Raw genomic sequence first — 16,715 nt, 5'->3', positions numbered from 1 at the left:
TGCTTAATTCGATTGGCGATAAGCGATAATATCTGCTATTGACAAGACAGTAAGCTCCTCCTTTAATGCGAATGCCACAATCTGCCGCAAACGTGACATGCTACCATCCGCATTCATAAGTTCACATAATACCGACAACGGCTGTAAACCTGCCAAACGCATCAGGTCGATACTACCCTCAGTATGTCCGTTTCTACCCAGTACGCCATCGGCATGAGCTCTTAACGGAAAAATATGCCCCGGGCGCACCAGGTCTTCAGGGCTGGCGCCAATCGCAGAGGCTGCTTTTATAGTCGCAAGCCTATCCGCAGCCGAAAGCCCAGTTGTAGCACCCAATCTTGCATCGATAGAAACCGTAAACGGCGTTTGAAATGGACTTGAATTGTCATTGACCATATAAGGTAATTCCAGTTCATCTGCTTTTTCATGCGTCAGACATAGACAGATTACACCACTGCAATAGCGGATCATCTGCACCATATCCCCATGGTTCATTTTTTCAGCCGAAAAAATAAGATCACCTTCGTTCTCCCGATCTTCATTGTCAATGAGTAAAATACCTCTTCCCTTACGGAGTTCTGTCAGCGCACGTTCAACTCTTTCATGTGCATTACTACCAAATACTTCCAATAGATTCTCCATCATTTTTAATTTAATCAATATGTTATATGGCATCCTATATCACAGGATGGCATTATGTACAACCGCTACCCCATCATGTTATAAAAACACTTTATCAAGGCTTACACCCTGATAAAGTGCATTGAACAAGTAAAGCGCTAAAAAAGGACATTACTTGTTCAGTGGTTTCATAGTCTGAGGACAAAGATCAGCAGCTGCTTTTCCCTAAACATTGACTTAAGTCAAAAAAAGATATTTAATTATACGAGTAGCGATTCTCCAATTTAGATCCTCGAAGTAAATTATTGAGGTTGTTGCTGGGTAACACAGTGAATCATTCCGCCATTAGCGTATAGATTTCGAACATCAATACCGATGACGACTCTTCCTGGTACGCAGTTTCCACATTATTTTGCGTTAGCGGAAGTTTAACAATCTGGTAAGAGATATCCGCACTATTTTTTGCTGCATATAGTTTGTTAATATCCTGTTGTGCCCTCAAAAAGAGAATATAATGATGTATAGATTGATATTCTACTGCTATTCCAGCAATAAAATCCTGGAAAATGCTCGCCTTTTCACTCTGTGCATCACTAGGCGAATGTGCAAATTGTTTTTTGAAATATTTGGAAAAAGGTTTTAAGCTATCAAAGCCAACCGCGTAAGCGATCGTGCTAATAGATTCATTTGTATAAATCAGTTTTTTATACGCGTTTTCAAGTTTTAATCGTTTTTGAAAGGCCCCAATCGATTCATTGAACATCCCTTTAATATGCGTTATGTATTTTGGTAGGAATAATTTGACAGCTACTCCAGTCTTTCAATGGAAAGGTCTTCATCGTAATGTTCTTCAATGTATCTAATGATCTGTTGAATCCTTGCTAAACTCATCCTGTAATGGTAACGCTACCTATTCGGTTTTTCTAAGTTAGCAAACTTCTTTCATTTAAGAACAATCAGTTCTCTTATGTATATTCGCATAGAGAAAAACAATCTGTTATGAATAAGATACTCCAATTTTTTGATTTACATCCAGGAGAGGAACGAAAAGAAGCCGTTCTTGACAATGTGATCAACAATATTTCATTCCGCGGTGCCAATGCATGGATTTTGGCCTGTGCGATTGTTATTGCCTCTGTCGGCCTCAATGTAAATTCAACCGCGGTAATCATTGGTGCTATGCTTATTTCCCCGTTGATGGGACCGATCGTGGGAGCTGGTTTTGCGCTGGGTACATTTGATTTTCAACTCTTAAAGAAATCGATCAAGAATTTACTGATCGCAACATTGATCAGTCTGATTGTATCATACTGCTATTTTCTCCTGAGCCCATTTAAAGAAGCGCAATCGGAATTGCTCGCGCGTACCTCGCCCAATATCTATGATGTACTTATTGCACTTTTTGGCGGATTGGTCGGGGTTATCGCCATAACCAGGGTAGATAAAGGGAATCCAATACCAGGCGTGGCCATTGCGACAGCGCTGATGCCTCCGCTCTGTACCGCAGGCTATGGACTGGCCATTGGAAATCTAAGTTATTTTGCTGGGGCTTTATTCCTCTACATCATCAATTGTGTATTTATATGTATAGCGACATTTACGATCGTAAAATACCTCAGATATCCCAAGAAACATTATGTTGATCCAAAAAGGGAAAAAAGAATAAGTCAGAGCATCACACTGATTATTCTTGCCTTAGTAATACCAAGCTTATACTTCGCCTATAATCTACTACAAGAGAAGAAATACACGAATAAGGTTAAACAATTTGTTCAGCAACAATTTAGTGATAAAGGTTACACGGTCGTCTACGAAAAATTGCTCACTAAACCGAAACGTTTAGAATTAGCCTTTTTAGCGAAGAAATTTAGTGACCGAGAAATCGCGGCTTTGAAAAAATCCATGGAATCATTTGGTATCGCGCAAACTGATCTGATCATTCGACAGGATAGCCTCGATTTAAAAACAACTATTCTTAGTGAAATCGACAAACGAAGTGCTGCTGTAAATGATAAAGATTTAACCATACGGGCGCTCAACAATGAACTTGCGAAATATCAGGTAGCAAGCCCACAATTAGATAAAGATCTAGCAGTACTTTTTCCAGAACTACAATCCTATAGCATAGGACAACAACAGTATTATGCAAAAAAAGATAGTTTAGCGAATGTCGTTGCCTTTATCTATGCGTCAAAAAATCCTTTAGCTGAAGTACAACAATTAAAATTACGTCTTTGGTTAAAAAACCGTTTTCCAAAAGACAGCCTCCAGATCATAGACAGGAAGGTCAAATAAGCTATGTACTATTCGATTTTCAAGTATGAACAGTTGGCCGAAATACCGACTGCCTGTGGAACGATCTTGCATTTACTAGTTCTGTTGTCCATTTCTGGCTCTATTTGCACATGTCTGTCAGACAAAAAAATCGTCCTGGATAACCCGTCTTCTGCTAGAAATAACAGTCCCAATTATTGCGGTATAATTGGGACTGCTCTTGCATCGGCGCCTAGTTAAATATTTCCAGCGCTTTCTTAAAGAAGTCAATGCTCATACGGTGAGCGAAAACTGCCCCAAAATCTGTATCTAGATGAAGCGCTTTTGCCTTACTGATTGAATTCAGGGTACGGAAATCCTTTTCCTGTTTCGCACAAAAATTTGAGGCTCCTAAAGAACAATGCCCAATCATAGCTACAGGAAGCAAATTCTCCACTATAATTATCCCAACCGTCATGATGGAATAAAAGTGTACAGCCTTGCTGATGTGGTATTAATTCAAATGTCAGTGTTGTGCCTATCCATTCCTCAAACCCCTCTTTACATTGCCATGCGACAAGTGCATAGGGATGTAACACAAGAACTTCCATCTTTTTGAAATAATCCGGGCCAAAGCCAAACCGCAAGATGCTACCTACCGCGGGTGCAGCAATGGTATCGGGTGTCCACCAGCCTGCCAACCCTTCTTGAGTCGTGATTGCCCAGTATACTTTTTCAATTGGGGTTTTAATCAGCAATCTATGATAGATGCTTTTACCCTTTTGTTTCGCCAATAATTGTTCTTTAACTTCCGCCAGGGACAGCACGCTCTCTTTGAGCGTAGCAAGTCCCTGCCCTGTTAGAATCAATTGCTTCAGACTTTCATGGATATAATATGTCCAGGCTGCCTGACAAACATCATAACATTCCATATCAGGTACAAGCCCCTGATGAGTAAATTTTAATTGTGTCTTACCGTCGAGATCAATAATATCAAATATCACATAGCTCTCCACCCATTCCTGTTTATCGGTCGTAAATTTGAAATGGTTCTCCAACACCTGCCATACAACTTTGACATTGTGCTGTATTTCAACTATCTTTATCTTACACTGATGTATATCCTGGTAGTGATAAGAAAATACATCATGTAGTGCTTCTGTCCCCCCTTCAATGTTCTCTGACCACCAGCCACGAACATTGATAATCGCATCAAATACCTGTTGCGGTTTCGCTTCAACGATTATGTCGGTTGTAAAATCCAGTTTTTTCATCATCTATTTTTTGTTAGCATTTATTTTTCAATTACTTAAATATCAAACCTGCCCTATATAAACCAAAGATATCGACATTTTAAATCTAAAACAGGGTGCCAAATAGACATTGTGAACGGTTGATTTGGACAACACATTTTCTTATATTTGAGTAATAGATCATCAATCAGATTATTCAATGTTAAACAAGAAAGATGAAACACCTAACAATTTTGGTCCCCGAAGTTCAGACTGGCCCCAATACATTGTCATGCATTGTTGGTACCTATCATATCTTTACCGAAGCCAATAGGTACTACCATCAACGTCATGATAAGACAATGTTTAAAATTGAACTGGTCGGTCTTTCAAAACAGTCCGTTTTCTTGAATGGCTTACTTGCTGTGATGCCGCAGAAAGAAATTACCGACATCATCAAGACCGACTTGATCGTAATTCCTGCCGTCGCCCCGAACTTTACAGCATTAGATACCAAAAACACCCCATTTCTTGACTGGATACGTAATCAATATACCCATGGTGCCAATGTGGCCAGCATGTGTACTGGAGCCTATATACTCGCCTCTACGGGTCTGTTGGAAAACAAAAACTGCTCAATCCATTGGAGTGCTGAAACAAATTTTAAGCAATTATTTCCCGGTGTCACCATGAAGACTGACAGCATTATAACAGATGAAGAAGGTATTTGCACCAACGGTGGTGGATATTCATTTTTACACTTGCTCATTTATCTGGTTGAAAAGTACTATGATCGGCCAACAGCAATCTATTGTTCCAAGATATTCCAGATTGACCTTGACCGGCAACAACAATCTGATTTCGTTATCTTTAATGGTCAAAAAAGGCATGGGGATGAAATGATCATCAAAGCTCAGGAGTATATTGAGCATAATTTCGCTGAGAAGATTTCCATTCAACAACTTTCAGAACGATTTACCGTAGGCCGACGGAACTTCGACCGGCGATTTATAAAAGCGACCGGTAATACACCGATTGAATATCTACAACGTGTCAAAATCGAATCTGCAAAAAAAGAACTGGAAATCTCTGGAAAAACAGTGAACGAAGTCATGTATGAAGTAGGCTATTCCGATTCAAAAGCCTTTAGGGAAATATTTCGCAAAGTTACGGGCCTCTCTCCTTTGGCCTATCGTAACAAATACAATAAATCTGCAATGAAATAATGATTTTTGTTCTACATTCTTGGCAACACAAGTTTATTTTGTCGGTATTTTAAGCGAAACACAGGCCTGTCCCCGAAAAAATTCCGCGATGATTAGCCCCTTGTTTTTTAACATTTGTAAAATGTTAAAAAGATATCATTACTGATCTTTGTATAAAAGAATAAAATATGAATTGGGTAATTTTAATCATCGCCGGACTCTTTGAGGTAGGATACACTTACAGTCTGGGAAAAACAAAAGAGGTATCAGGCAATGCCATCTATACCTGGTACGGTATCTTCGTATTATGTCTCATCGTCAGTATGGTGTTATTGATCAAATCCGTACAAGGGCTTCCCTTAGGAACCGCCTATGCAATATGGACGGGTATTGGGGCTGTCGGCACAGTCATTATAGGAATCCTTGTATTTAAAGATCCCGTAAGCTTCTGGCGTCTATTCTTTATCGGTACGCTAATCGCCTCTATTCTTGGATTAAAGTTTGTAACTGGCCATTAGAACAATAGGGATCTACATCTCCTGCATTCGGATCATTATACATTCCTGTCATTCATTGCCGGCATATGAATCTCTTTTACACAACTTGCTTTTGATGTCGAGATAATAAATCTTAACGCCTGAATGACATCCGATAATGGAATAAGATCGTCATTTATTTCATGAGTGTTCGTTTCCAGATTATTCTCATCATCATGCGCTGTTGCCAGATAACCAAGGTTCAATATAGATACTGCAATCTGATCAGGTCGAAGTTGTTCTCTCAATGCATGAACCACACCCCGCAGTGCAAATTTTGTTGCTGAAAACGCAACTTCCCTTCCATTGTGGTTGTCAAGCCCCCATGTAGAACCGATCAATATAATTTTGGCATTTTCGGCCTGCTTCAAATTATCCAATGCTGATTGAATATTTAAAATACATGAAGTGACATTGGTATTGATCAGGCTGCTAATCTCCGCTACCGGAGAAGACGCAAAATCATAGTCGTCGCTAAAAGCGTTATTCTCCCAAATACCGACATTATAGATAAAATAGTCAATTTTCGTATTTTTTATCCTGTCTTTGATTGCGTTAACAGCCTCCACAGGGTTGGATAGGTCAGACGGCACCCAACACACATTAGCGTTGTCCTCCAAATAATCGGGTTTACTTCTGGACACTCCAAATACAACATCAGACGGATCTGGAAGATGCAGTGTGATTGCCCTTCCCAATCCTTTACTAATGCCGAAAATAAGATATGTTTTCTTTTCCATTGTATTACAAATATAAGGTAAGCCCCCCTTTTCTATGGAATATTCCGAACTATTTTAAATTATTTTCGATCGCATGAAGGCAGAAAATAGCTAAAAAAAACAACAAATTGATATTTCCAGTGTTCTATGCTTATGGAAAGACATTATAACAAAGGAAACACGATTTCTAGTGGTCATAGTACCCACAAAGGTAAGGCTGCAAGAAAGTATATTGTCAGTGAAATTATTCTCAATGGCGAGCTTGTTGGTGTGGGCATTTATTATGATGGAACCGACGAACTTCGGGCCGCTGTTGTGGTAAATGATCAGGGACAGGGGGTCGAAATCCGCAATCTCCATGATGAGCACTATCCAGAAGCACAATCAGATGATGACCTTGCGGAACTCTGGCCGCTGTATGAAAAACTCGTGGCAAAATAAATGTCAGCTCTTTTCAATTCAGCAACCTTTGAAAAATATATAAAATCTATACCCATATATGGATAAATTTAAATATTTAAATTTTAACGTATTTAATATTTATACGATTATATTTATATATTACACATTTAAACTGATTAACATACTATACTTTTAGCTTTCCGGAACGGAGTCCGTGTCTTATCCATTATTTGACGTAAGTTCGGATCTGATTTGAGACAGGATATGGCCTTCTTCGCCCCTCAGTCGATATGAGATCATAATGAGTGCATCGTCATACCGCTATGATACCGTGTTTAACTCGGACTCACCACGGACTCATGTCGGATTCATAGCGGACACATGCCGAAGCAGTTAAGACGAAAGCTATACGCAGGCTCGACTAAATCCTATAAGATACCCGAATCATTGGGCTTGCTATTTTACAAGAAATTAGTGTTTAAAAAGTTTATTAAAATGATCTTACAGCATTTATTCCAAACCTATTATGTCCTATATAGGGTATAAATGCTGTTTGTCCTTCTCGTTGTTTTCCCCCTCGAAACAGACCTGTCATCTTTGGGTACAGCCAATAGGTGAGCTCAGTGGAGGCGATGCCTATTCCCGCGCCTGCAACGATATCGCTCACCCAGTGTCTATTATTGATCACTCGATATATACCAGTAAATGACGCAAAAGGATATCCTGCAAGACCGAGCCATATATTTTTATCATGATATTCTTTATACATAAAATGGGCTGTCGCAAATGCGGTCGCCGCATGGCCTGAAGGAAAGGATTTCTTATTGGATCCATCGGGGCGCTCTTCAGCTATAAACTGTTTGGCAGGAAACACAATCGCCCCTGAAATCAGCTGCGAAGTAAGATAAATAAGCGTGCGGTCCTTAAAATCGTGAAGCCCTTCAATATTAAATGCATTGAGACCGTACACCATCACCGCAGGGAAATACTGGGTATAATTGTCTATTGTTGTCCTTGCAGGATTCTTATGTAATACTTCATTCCGGGTCTGTAAGTCCCATTTCTTCATCTTGGGGATGGCAAAGCTGCTCGCACCATAGGCTATGAACGCTGTTGGAACGATAAACTTCCGCAACTGGAAATCGTGGTTATCAATAGCGGAAAATTGCATTCCTCTACTTGTTTTAAGTGCAAGACTATCCTGAGCGCGCAACAATAAAGGGAACAATAGTAATACAAACCATAGGATAAATAGGGTCGTTATAAATTGGACTATATTCATGTCATGGAGAATTTAAAAATTAGACAATAGAAGACCTACCCTTCCAATATTTCAACTTGAAGGGTAAGCACATCCTAACTAAAAATTGATTTAGAACTTCATTTTCTGGATCCGGATCGCGTTCAGTATCGCGATAAGAGAAACACCAACATCCGCAAACACGGCTTCCCACATCGTAGCCAATCCTCCGGCGCCAAGGATCAAAACCACTCCTTTGACTACAAATGCCAATCCTATATTTTGGTAAACCACTTTTTTGGTCTGTTTACCAATATTAATTGCCATTGGTATCTTAGATGGTTTGTCATCTTGTATGACTACATCAGCAGTTTCGATGGTTGCATCACTGCCCAGTCCCCCCATAGCTATACCAACATCACTCAAGGCCACTACGGGGGCATCATTGACGCCATCACCAACGAAAGCCACACTTCCACCAATAGCCTTTATCTCCTTGACTTTATTTACCTTATCTTCCGGAAGAAGATCTCCATAGGCTTTATCAATACCTAATTCCTTCGCTACATAAGTGACGACCGTACTCTTATCGCCACTTAGCATGGTCGCTTTCACTCCAAGTTTGTGCAAGAGTTGTATGGTCTGTGCGGAATCTTCTTTGATACTATCTGCAATGGTAATATATCCAACGAAGCGATTATCCAATGCAATGGCTATTGTGGTATAAACGATTGTATTGGGATCGATGGTATAGCTGATATTAAACTTGTCCAAAAGCTTAAAGTTACCAACCAAAAACACCTTGCCGTCCACACTACCCTTCAGTCCATGCCCCGGTATTTCTTCGACATCAGTCAAATTTACAGATTCATCAACCTCACCCGCATATTCCCTGATTGCTGTAGCTACCGGATGACTGCTATGACTTTCGATTTTATTGACCAATTTGAGGATTGTCGCTTCATCAAAATCTGGTTCTAAACGAACTTCCTGCACTTTGAAAACCCCTTCAGTCATCGTACCGGTTTTATCCATGACAACATTCTGTATCGCTGCCATCGCATCCAGAAAATTACTTCCCTTGAACAGGATACCGTTTCTACTCGCAGCACCTATGCCACCAAAATAGCCCAATGGAATCGAGATCACCAAGGCACATGGACAGGAAATCACGAGAAATACAAGCGCTCGATAAAGCCAATCGCTAAATACATATTGTCCGACAAAAAAGTAAGGCAGCAGACAAATCGCTATCGCCAAAAGTACCACAATCGGCGTATAGATTTTCGCAAATTTCCGGATAAAGAGCTCCGTAGGGGCCTTCTGCGAGGTCGCATTTTGTACAAGTTCAAGGATTTTGCTCAACTTACTGTCTTGGTATGCTGTTGTCACCTTTACCAGACTCACAGTATTCATGTTGATCATTCCGGCCAGCACAACTTCACCTTTGGTCTTTGTGTCAGGTTTACTTTCTCCCGTCAACGCCGCCGTATTGAAGGAAGCTGTATCGGAGATAAGTTCCCCATCCAAGCCCAACTTCTCCCCGGGCTTCAGCTGGATAACATCACCAATTGCTGCAGCCTCAGCTTTGATCACCCGGCTACTGTTTGCTTCAACAATGGTCACCTCATCCGGGCGCTGATCCAGGAGCACCTTAATATTGCTCTTGGCACGGCTGACAGCCAATGTCTGAAACACTTCCCCTACCGCATAAAAAAGCATGACAGCAACACCCTCTGGGTATTCTTTGATTGCAAAAGCACCAATGGTGGCGATGCTCATAAGTAAGAATTCAGAGAAAATCTCTCCTTTTCCAATACTCTTCAATGCATCTTTAATCACGGGGAATCCAACCGGAATGTAAGCCAGTACATACCAAATGATCCGGATCCAGCCCTTAAACCATTCCTGTGGTACCCAATTGTCCATTGCAATGGCCCCAATCAGCAGGACAAATGAAATTATTGCTGGCAGAAAGAGCTTCAATGTACTGCCTTCCGCTACTGAATGATCATGACCGTCATCATCACTGTGACTATGTGCCTGATCCTGGGCAGGCGCGCCCTGTATTAAACGTTGGGCGCCTGCCTGATTATATATTTTTTCTGTCTGTGTACAACAAAGTTGTTTACCTTGTCCATCATAAATATGTTTGTGTTCCATACCTTATCATGATTACTTCGTTAACAAATGCTACTACTTAATGTTCATGCCCACCTGTATTGCTCATCTTGGCATTGATAAAAAATGCTCCTTTCACAACGATTCTGGTTTGCGCAGGAATTTCCTGTACTGGTGTAATGGCTGTATATCCCAATGCTGAGACGCCTTTTTGAATCTCAATTTTCTCAAAATTCACATTCTTATCCTGTTCAGTTGCATGTTTAGCAGCTTCCAATTCATTTTTATGTTCATGCTTGCCCTCACCCTCATCATGCGCATGTCCATGATCATCGTGTCCTTCTTCATGCTCTTCCGCCTGCTTGCTTGTTTCTACGAAAATGTAGAACTTACCATCCGCTTCCACAATTGCGTCATTCGGAACCGCCGGAGTGGTCACATTATTGATCCCGATCATCCCTGTAATATTCATACCGTCTATCAGACCAACCTTGCTACCGATCACAGTACTATGAACAGCAATTGTTTTACTATCATTTTCAAAAGACGATCCTATCGTAAATACTTTAGCCGAATAAGTTTTATCAGGGTTGTTTGTCAATTGAAAATTAATAATCTGTCCAATTTTGATCATAGGAAGGTCTTTTTCAAAAACCTGAAGATCAAGGTGCAATAGACTATTATCTATAATCTCAATAACCGGTGATGAAACATCCACATAGCTACCTATCTTGGCAAAGACATTACTCACAGTACCATTAATCGGACTTGTCACCACGAGTGAAGCCCGCAAATTGGAAAGGCTCACACTGTTGGGATTGATGCCCATCAGTTGAATCTGCTGTTGCAACGATGCCTTTCTGGCTCGAAGGCTATTGAAATCCGCCGTTGCAGACTGCAAATTCTTTCTTGCTCCAGCGTTGCCCTCATTGAGTTCTTGCTGTCTTGCCATCTCCTGTTCTGCAAGCGTAATTTTGCTCGCCAGAGCGACATATTCTTCCTGAAGCTGAATAAATTGTGGATTCGTAATGGTTGCAATAACCTGGCCTTTTCGCACGATGTCACCTAGTTGCACATTTAAAGTCTTAATTACGCCACCATACAAGGTTGTCGCATTGGCTTTGTTGTTATTGGGAACACTGAGAAGACCATTGGCTTTGATTGTCGCTGTCAGCTCCTTTTCCGCTATAGTTCCAAAAGCAATACCTACAGCCTTTATCTGTTGTTCACTCAATGCCGCTACCGTCACGGGCCCTTCCTCATGGCTTTCTTCGGCAGCACCTTTCCCTTCCTCCTTCTTGGCATCGCCAGCACCTTTTGAATCTGATCCGCAGCTATATAAAACTGTTGTAATCGTTAGTGCAAAAAATATTTTTATGATAACTCTCATTGTTGACTTATTTATTATTGAAGTAATTGTATTGGATTGCTGATTGATTATATTGATTGAGCACGTCTAAATAGTTCTGTCTGATCCCGATCGCCTGACTTAAGAACTGGCTCATCTCTGCAAAACTTATTTCACCGGTTCTGTAACCGAGGCTCGCGGCTTTGATGATGGCGTCAGCTTGCTTGAGGCCTGCGGATTCATAGAACTGCAACAGCGCAGTATTTTTCTCAATATCAGCCAATGCATTCACCTTATTCGTCTGAAAAACTTGTGTATCATATTCCAGCTGTCTTTGTTGCGCCTCCATTTCCGCGTTTGCAGCTTTTATCTTGCTTTTATAAGCACCCAGGCCAAATACAGGAAATGATGCCGATACCGAGAATCCCGTAAAAGGATCTTTTGCGCCCCAAAGGCGCTGTGAAAAGAATCTGCCCGAAAATTCAGGCTTATTTGTATTTTTCTGTACCGCAATATTGGAGGAGGCAATATTGACATTCTGTTGTTGCAAAGCTAAAACAGGATGTGAGGCATCAACCGATGGATTTTGTACATCCGCGTCCATTTTTATCTTTTCCAGCGCTTGCTCTACAGGTAATATCCATTCATTGCGGTTGAGGAGCATCATCAATTGCTGCTGCTGAACCAGCATATTCTTCTTGTTTTGAACCAATTGCGCTTGCAACTCCCGTAATTTCGCCTCCGCCGCAATTTTATCCAATGCTGCGACATCTCCGGTTTTGAAACGTAATTCGGTCGCCTTAAACATTGCCGAGTAGATACTGTCCAACTCCACATAGAGCTTCTGTCTATCTTGAAGATACCAGAGCTGATAGTATGCTGTGCGCACATCTTTCTTAATATTGGCATTGAGTACTTCGGTATTTAGATTGGCATATTTTAGCTGCTGCTTAAAATATTCCTTACGCGCCGAATAGAGTCCCGGCCATGCGATGCTTTGCGTGATACCGATTTTCATGATCCCTGTCTTATCGCTGGGTCGGTAATCTTCATTCTCCACAAAAACACCCGTCTTTGGGATTTCATTCGCAGACTTAACATTATAAGTTGCTCCAGTTATTTCGGCCTCATTGACCTGAAACTGGCGATTGCTCTTCAATGCCATACCGATTGCGTTATCAATCCCGATCCGTTCCTGTGAAAAGGCCTTAAATCCAATGGTAGAAAATAGGAAAACCAATACCGTTGCAATGGTCTTACCCACATTTCCTTTTTTCATATTCAGTTTTGAGTTAAAAATAATATACAGCAAAGGCAGTACAAACAATGTTAAGAAGGTTGCTGTCACCAGTCCGCCAATAACAACCGTCGCCAGCGGTTTCTGAACTTCCGCTCCTGCACTCGTACTAATTGCCATAGGCAAAAAGCCCAGCGAAGCTACAGTAGCTGTCATCAGTACGGGGCGCAACCTTGTCAATGTTCCCTCCTTCACGCGCTGAAAAATATCATCCATACCTTCCTTCTTCAGTTGGTTGAAAGTCCCGATCAGTACAATACCGTTTAGTACAGCAACACCAAACAAAGCGATAAAACCGATTCCGGCACTGATGCTGAAAGGCATACCGCGGAGCATCAGGGCAAAAACACCTCCAATTGCACTCATTGGAATGGCTGTAAAGATCAGCGCAGCTTGCTTAAAGGAATGGAATGTGAAATACAATAGCATAAAAATCAGTAAGAGGGAAACAGGCACTGCGATCATCAGACGAGCGCTTGCTTTCTGTAAGTTTTCAAACTGCCCTCCATACGTGAAATAATAACCAGCAGGTAATTTCACTTTGGTCGACAACTGCTGTTGGATATCTTTGACCACACTCTCCACATCCCTTCCCGAGACGTTGAAGCCAATGACGATCCGACGCTTTCCGGCTTCTCTACTAATCTGCGCGGGGCCAAGTTTATAATCAATGGCTGCTACCTGCGACAGTGGAATCTGAATACCTGTATCCGTTGGAATCATCAGATTGCGTACATCGTCTATGCTATTGCGGTGTGTCGTATCCAAACGAACAACTAAATCAAAACGACGTTCATTTTCATAGATCTGTCCAGTACTGCGACCAGCGAAAGCCGTACTTACCACATCATTGACATCTTGAATCGTTAGACCGTAATTGGCAATACGTGTACGATCATATACGATATTGATCTGTGGCAGCCCCGACACGCGCTCCACCTGTGGAGAAGTAGCCCCTTTAACGGACTGAATCTGTGCCGCCACGATATTCGCATAAGATGCCAGAGAGTCGATATTTTCACCGAAAATCTTCACGGCCACATCCTGACGGATCCCGGTCATCAGCTCATTGAATCGCATCTGTATCGGCTGGTTCTTTTCAAAGAAAACACCTGGGATAACTTCCAGTTTTTCAAGGATGGCTGCACCGAGTTCATTATAACTTCGGCCGGACTTCCATTCCTTCTGGGGTTTCAGTACCACCATCAAATCGGTCGCTTCCGGTGGCATCGGATCCGTCGGTACTTCAGCGGCTCCGGTTTTACCAACCACCATTTTTACTTCTTCAAACTCTTTAATGATACGCGAAGCCTGCATGGAAGTTTCTATACTTTGCGACAGAGAGCTTCCCTGTGGTAATATACAGTGAAAAGCATAATCCCCTTCCTGCAACTGCGGAATAAACTCTCCGCCCATACTTTTAAAGAAGAAAACAGATATGGCGAAGAAAGCGATAGTCAAGCTGACGATAATATATTTGAAACGGATAGCTTTCTGCAATAAAGGCGCATAGATACGCTGAAGTTTTTCGATAAAACGGTCACTGAACGTTTTCTTGTCATGATGTTTTTTAGGTAAAAACAGGGCACACATCATTGGAATGTATGTCAGCGAAAGGATCAATGCGCCAAAGATCGCAAAACCTACGGTCTGTGCCATCGGGCGGAACATCTTGCCTTCCACCCCGACCAATGTCAAGATAGGAATATAGACAATCAGAATGATGATCTCACCAAATGCCGCACTGGTTCGGATTTTTGAAGCAGATTCAAACACCTCATGATCCATTTCCGATTGTGACAGCTTTTCAGTAGACTTGCGCAGGCCAAGATGGTGAAGCGTTGCTTCCACGATAATTACCGCGCCATCGACAATAAGACCAAAGTCTATCGCACCTAGACTCATTAAATTGGCACTCACACCAAAAACATTCATCAATCCCAAAGCAAAGAGCAGGGATAATGGGATGGCTGAGGCAACGATAAGCCCCGCCCGGAGGTTTCCCAAAAATAGCACCAATACAAATATAACGATCAGCGCGCCCTCGATTAAGTTCTTCTCAACAGTACCTATTGCACGACCAACAAGATCCGTACGGTCCAGGTAGGGCTCGATCACCACATCATTGGGTAAGGATTTCTGGATCGTAGGGAGCTTCTCTTTTACACGCTTGACCACTTCATTGCTATTCTCACCCTTCAGCATCATCACTACACCGCCCACGGCATCCACTTCTCCATTATATGTCAGAGCACCGTACCTGACCGCATGTCCAAAACGCACATCGGCCACATCTTTGACATAAATAGGTACGGCACCCGTTTTTTTGATCGCGATATTTTTCACATCTTCCAGCGACGTAGCCAGTCCAATGCCACGAATGAAGTATGCGTTCGGTTTTTTGTCGATATAAGCACCACCGGTATTCTGATTGTTTTTCTCCAATGCGGTGAAAATTTCCGGAATGGTGATATTCATCGCCTTAAGACGATTAGGGTCAACAGCGACCTCATATTGTTTCAATTCACCACCAAAGCTATTGACCTCAGCAATACCGGGTGTCCCGTAAAGCTGGCGCGCAACGATCCAGTCCTGCATGGTCCGTAGATCCTTTGCATTATACTTGCTTTCGCTGCCTTTTTTGGGGTGAATGATATATTGATAGACCTCTCCCAAACCCGTACTAACGGGAGCTAGTTCGGGTTTACCAATACCTTGTGGAATTTGGTCCACAGCTTCTTTTAGGCGCTCGCTGATAAGCTGCCGCGCAAAGTAGATATCGACATTATCGTCAAAAACGACGGTAATCACTGAGAGTCCAAAACGGGAAATACTTCTTATTTCTTCGATCTTCGGTACCGTAGCGATACTCTGTTCGATCGGAAAAGTAACCAGCTGCTCCACTTCCTGACCCGCCAAGGTCGGACAGGAGGTAAAAATCTGTACTTGATTATTGGTAATATCCGGAACGGCGTCTATGGGCAGCTTTGTAGCACTCCAACCGCCCCAAATAATAAGTAACAAGGTCATTAAACCAATAATGATCTTATTCTTGATGCTAAATTTAATTATACTATCTAACACAATATGCTTGATTAATGCTTAAATAATAGATATATAGAATATCTTATTTCCCTGTAACATCAAAAGTTACAGCTACACACCGATGGCTAACATTAATTAGAAAAGCAAAATTCCTTAATAATGTTTGCGTACAGCTATAAAAAGTAATAATTAAGCATCTACCTTAGGCGGCTGCCAGATAGTTCCGAAGTAGCTAGATAAAATAGGTGTATTGAGAACCGGCATCCGATTATCAAAATAAATTGAAATCTGGATACCTTCAATTTTTGGTAACTGATATTCGAAGACTGTAATATTTCCGCTACAACAGTTGCAATAACAGAAAATAGAACAGGCATCGGTGGTATCTTCACTATGATTATGAGGTTCATTGAATTGTGTTTCCATGGCTGTCACCTCGCTGCGAATGTTCGCGTCACTGCATGGGACAAAGGAAAGTCCCAAGATATAGGTGATCAATATGAAAACAATTACCCTCATTGTTATACAAATTTAGAAAAATATTTCAAAAATTTATTCTTTTATAATAACATCGCTTTACTGGCGAGCTAAATTAATCAAGTTTGCAATAGGCTTCAGCCCCTATCACACTAAACCAATCGCCAGCAATCTTCTGTATAAAGACCAACTATTAAAGTCCTAAAACATTCCACTGCA

Annotated in this window: 13 protein-coding genes and 1 pseudogene; 4 read left to right on the top strand and 10 right to left on the bottom strand. The window is 41.5% G+C overall.

Annotation, left to right across the window (positions count from 1 at the left end):
- Positions 1-3: 3 nt before the first annotated feature.
- From ribB to OGI71_RS04905, 3 genes and pseudogenes are all read right to left on the bottom strand, one after another.
- Positions 4-645, bottom strand: coding sequence for a 3,4-dihydroxy-2-butanone-4-phosphate synthase (ribB, locus tag OGI71_RS04915; RefSeq protein WP_282254238.1), 642 nt, complete (start codon positions 643-645; stop codon positions 4-6).
- A 278-nt stretch (positions 646-923) separates the two neighbouring features.
- The gene (locus OGI71_RS04910; protein ID WP_282256126.1) at positions 924-992 is read right to left on the bottom strand and encodes a hypothetical protein; all 69 of its coding nucleotides are present in this window, start codon (positions 990-992) and stop codon (positions 924-926) included.
- Positions 993-1,219: 227 nt separating this feature from the next.
- Positions 1,220-1,384 (bottom strand): annotated as a pseudogene (locus OGI71_RS04905) (helix-turn-helix domain-containing protein); the annotation flags it as partial.
- A gap of 236 nt (positions 1,385-1,620) precedes the next feature.
- Here OGI71_RS04905 and OGI71_RS04900 point away from each other — a divergent pair.
- Positions 1,621-2,916, top strand: a complete 1,296-nt coding sequence (locus OGI71_RS04900; protein WP_282254237.1) for a DUF389 domain-containing protein — start codon at positions 1,621-1,623, stop codon at positions 2,914-2,916.
- A gap of 308 nt (positions 2,917-3,224) precedes the next feature.
- Here the strand turns inward: OGI71_RS04900 and OGI71_RS04895 are convergent, their stop codons facing one another.
- Positions 3,225-4,151 carry an SRPBCC domain-containing protein gene (locus tag OGI71_RS04895; protein ID WP_282254236.1) on the bottom strand — a complete coding sequence of 309 codons (927 nt, stop codon included), beginning with the start codon at positions 4,149-4,151 and terminating at the stop codon, positions 3,225-3,227.
- A gap of 191 nt (positions 4,152-4,342) precedes the next feature.
- On the opposite strand from OGI71_RS04895, the gene OGI71_RS04890 reads away from it, so the two are divergent.
- Positions 4,343-5,332, top strand: a complete 990-nt coding sequence (locus OGI71_RS04890; protein ID WP_282254235.1) for a helix-turn-helix domain-containing protein — start codon at positions 4,343-4,345, stop codon at positions 5,330-5,332.
- 167 nt (positions 5,333-5,499) lie between these two features.
- Positions 5,500-5,829: a multidrug efflux SMR transporter gene (locus OGI71_RS04885; RefSeq protein ID WP_120257434.1), complete on the top strand. Its 330-nt coding sequence runs from the start codon at positions 5,500-5,502 to the stop codon at positions 5,827-5,829.
- Between the two features lie 35 nt (positions 5,830-5,864).
- Here the strand turns inward: OGI71_RS04885 and OGI71_RS04880 are convergent, their stop codons facing one another.
- Positions 5,865-6,587 carry an SDR family oxidoreductase gene (locus tag OGI71_RS04880; RefSeq protein ID WP_282254234.1) on the bottom strand — a complete coding sequence of 241 codons (723 nt, stop codon included), beginning with the start codon at positions 6,585-6,587 and terminating at the stop codon, positions 5,865-5,867.
- Between the two features lie 132 nt (positions 6,588-6,719).
- On the opposite strand from OGI71_RS04880, the gene OGI71_RS04875 reads away from it, so the two are divergent.
- Positions 6,720-7,007 carry a hypothetical protein gene (locus tag OGI71_RS04875; RefSeq protein WP_147430503.1) on the top strand — a complete coding sequence of 96 codons (288 nt, stop codon included), beginning with the start codon at positions 6,720-6,722 and terminating at the stop codon, positions 7,005-7,007.
- 451 nt (positions 7,008-7,458) lie between these two features.
- On the opposite strand, the gene OGI71_RS04870 is transcribed toward OGI71_RS04875, so the two are convergent.
- From OGI71_RS04870 to OGI71_RS04850, 5 genes are all read right to left on the bottom strand, one after another.
- Complete coding sequence (locus OGI71_RS04870; protein WP_282254233.1) at positions 7,459-8,250, bottom strand: phosphatase PAP2 family protein; 792 nt, start codon at positions 8,248-8,250, stop codon at positions 7,459-7,461.
- Between the two features lie 90 nt (positions 8,251-8,340).
- A complete protein-coding gene (locus OGI71_RS04865; RefSeq protein WP_282254232.1) occupies positions 8,341-10,371 on the bottom strand; it encodes a heavy metal translocating P-type ATPase in 2,031 nt (676 codons plus the stop codon).
- 37 nt (positions 10,372-10,408) lie between these two features.
- Positions 10,409-11,719 carry an efflux RND transporter periplasmic adaptor subunit gene (locus OGI71_RS04860; RefSeq protein ID WP_282254231.1) on the bottom strand — a complete coding sequence of 437 codons (1,311 nt, stop codon included), beginning with the start codon at positions 11,717-11,719 and terminating at the stop codon, positions 10,409-10,411.
- 7 nt (positions 11,720-11,726) lie between these two features.
- On the bottom strand, positions 11,727-16,058 hold the full coding sequence (locus OGI71_RS04855) for a CusA/CzcA family heavy metal efflux RND transporter (RefSeq protein WP_282254230.1): 4,332 nt from the start codon (positions 16,056-16,058) through the stop codon (positions 11,727-11,729).
- A gap of 150 nt (positions 16,059-16,208) precedes the next feature.
- Positions 16,209-16,538 (bottom strand): DUF6660 family protein, encoded by a 330-nt coding sequence (locus OGI71_RS04850; protein WP_282254229.1) that lies wholly within the window; start codon positions 16,536-16,538, stop codon positions 16,209-16,211.
- Positions 16,539-16,715: the final 177 nt, after the last annotated feature.

Origin of the sequence: Sphingobacterium sp. ML3W, assembly GCF_029542085.1 — a bacterium.
Taxonomy (GTDB): domain Bacteria; phylum Bacteroidota; class Bacteroidia; order Sphingobacteriales; family Sphingobacteriaceae; genus Sphingobacterium.
The sequence above is the reverse complement of the archived record's forward strand: the minus strand, read 5'-3'. Positions and strand labels throughout refer to the sequence as shown.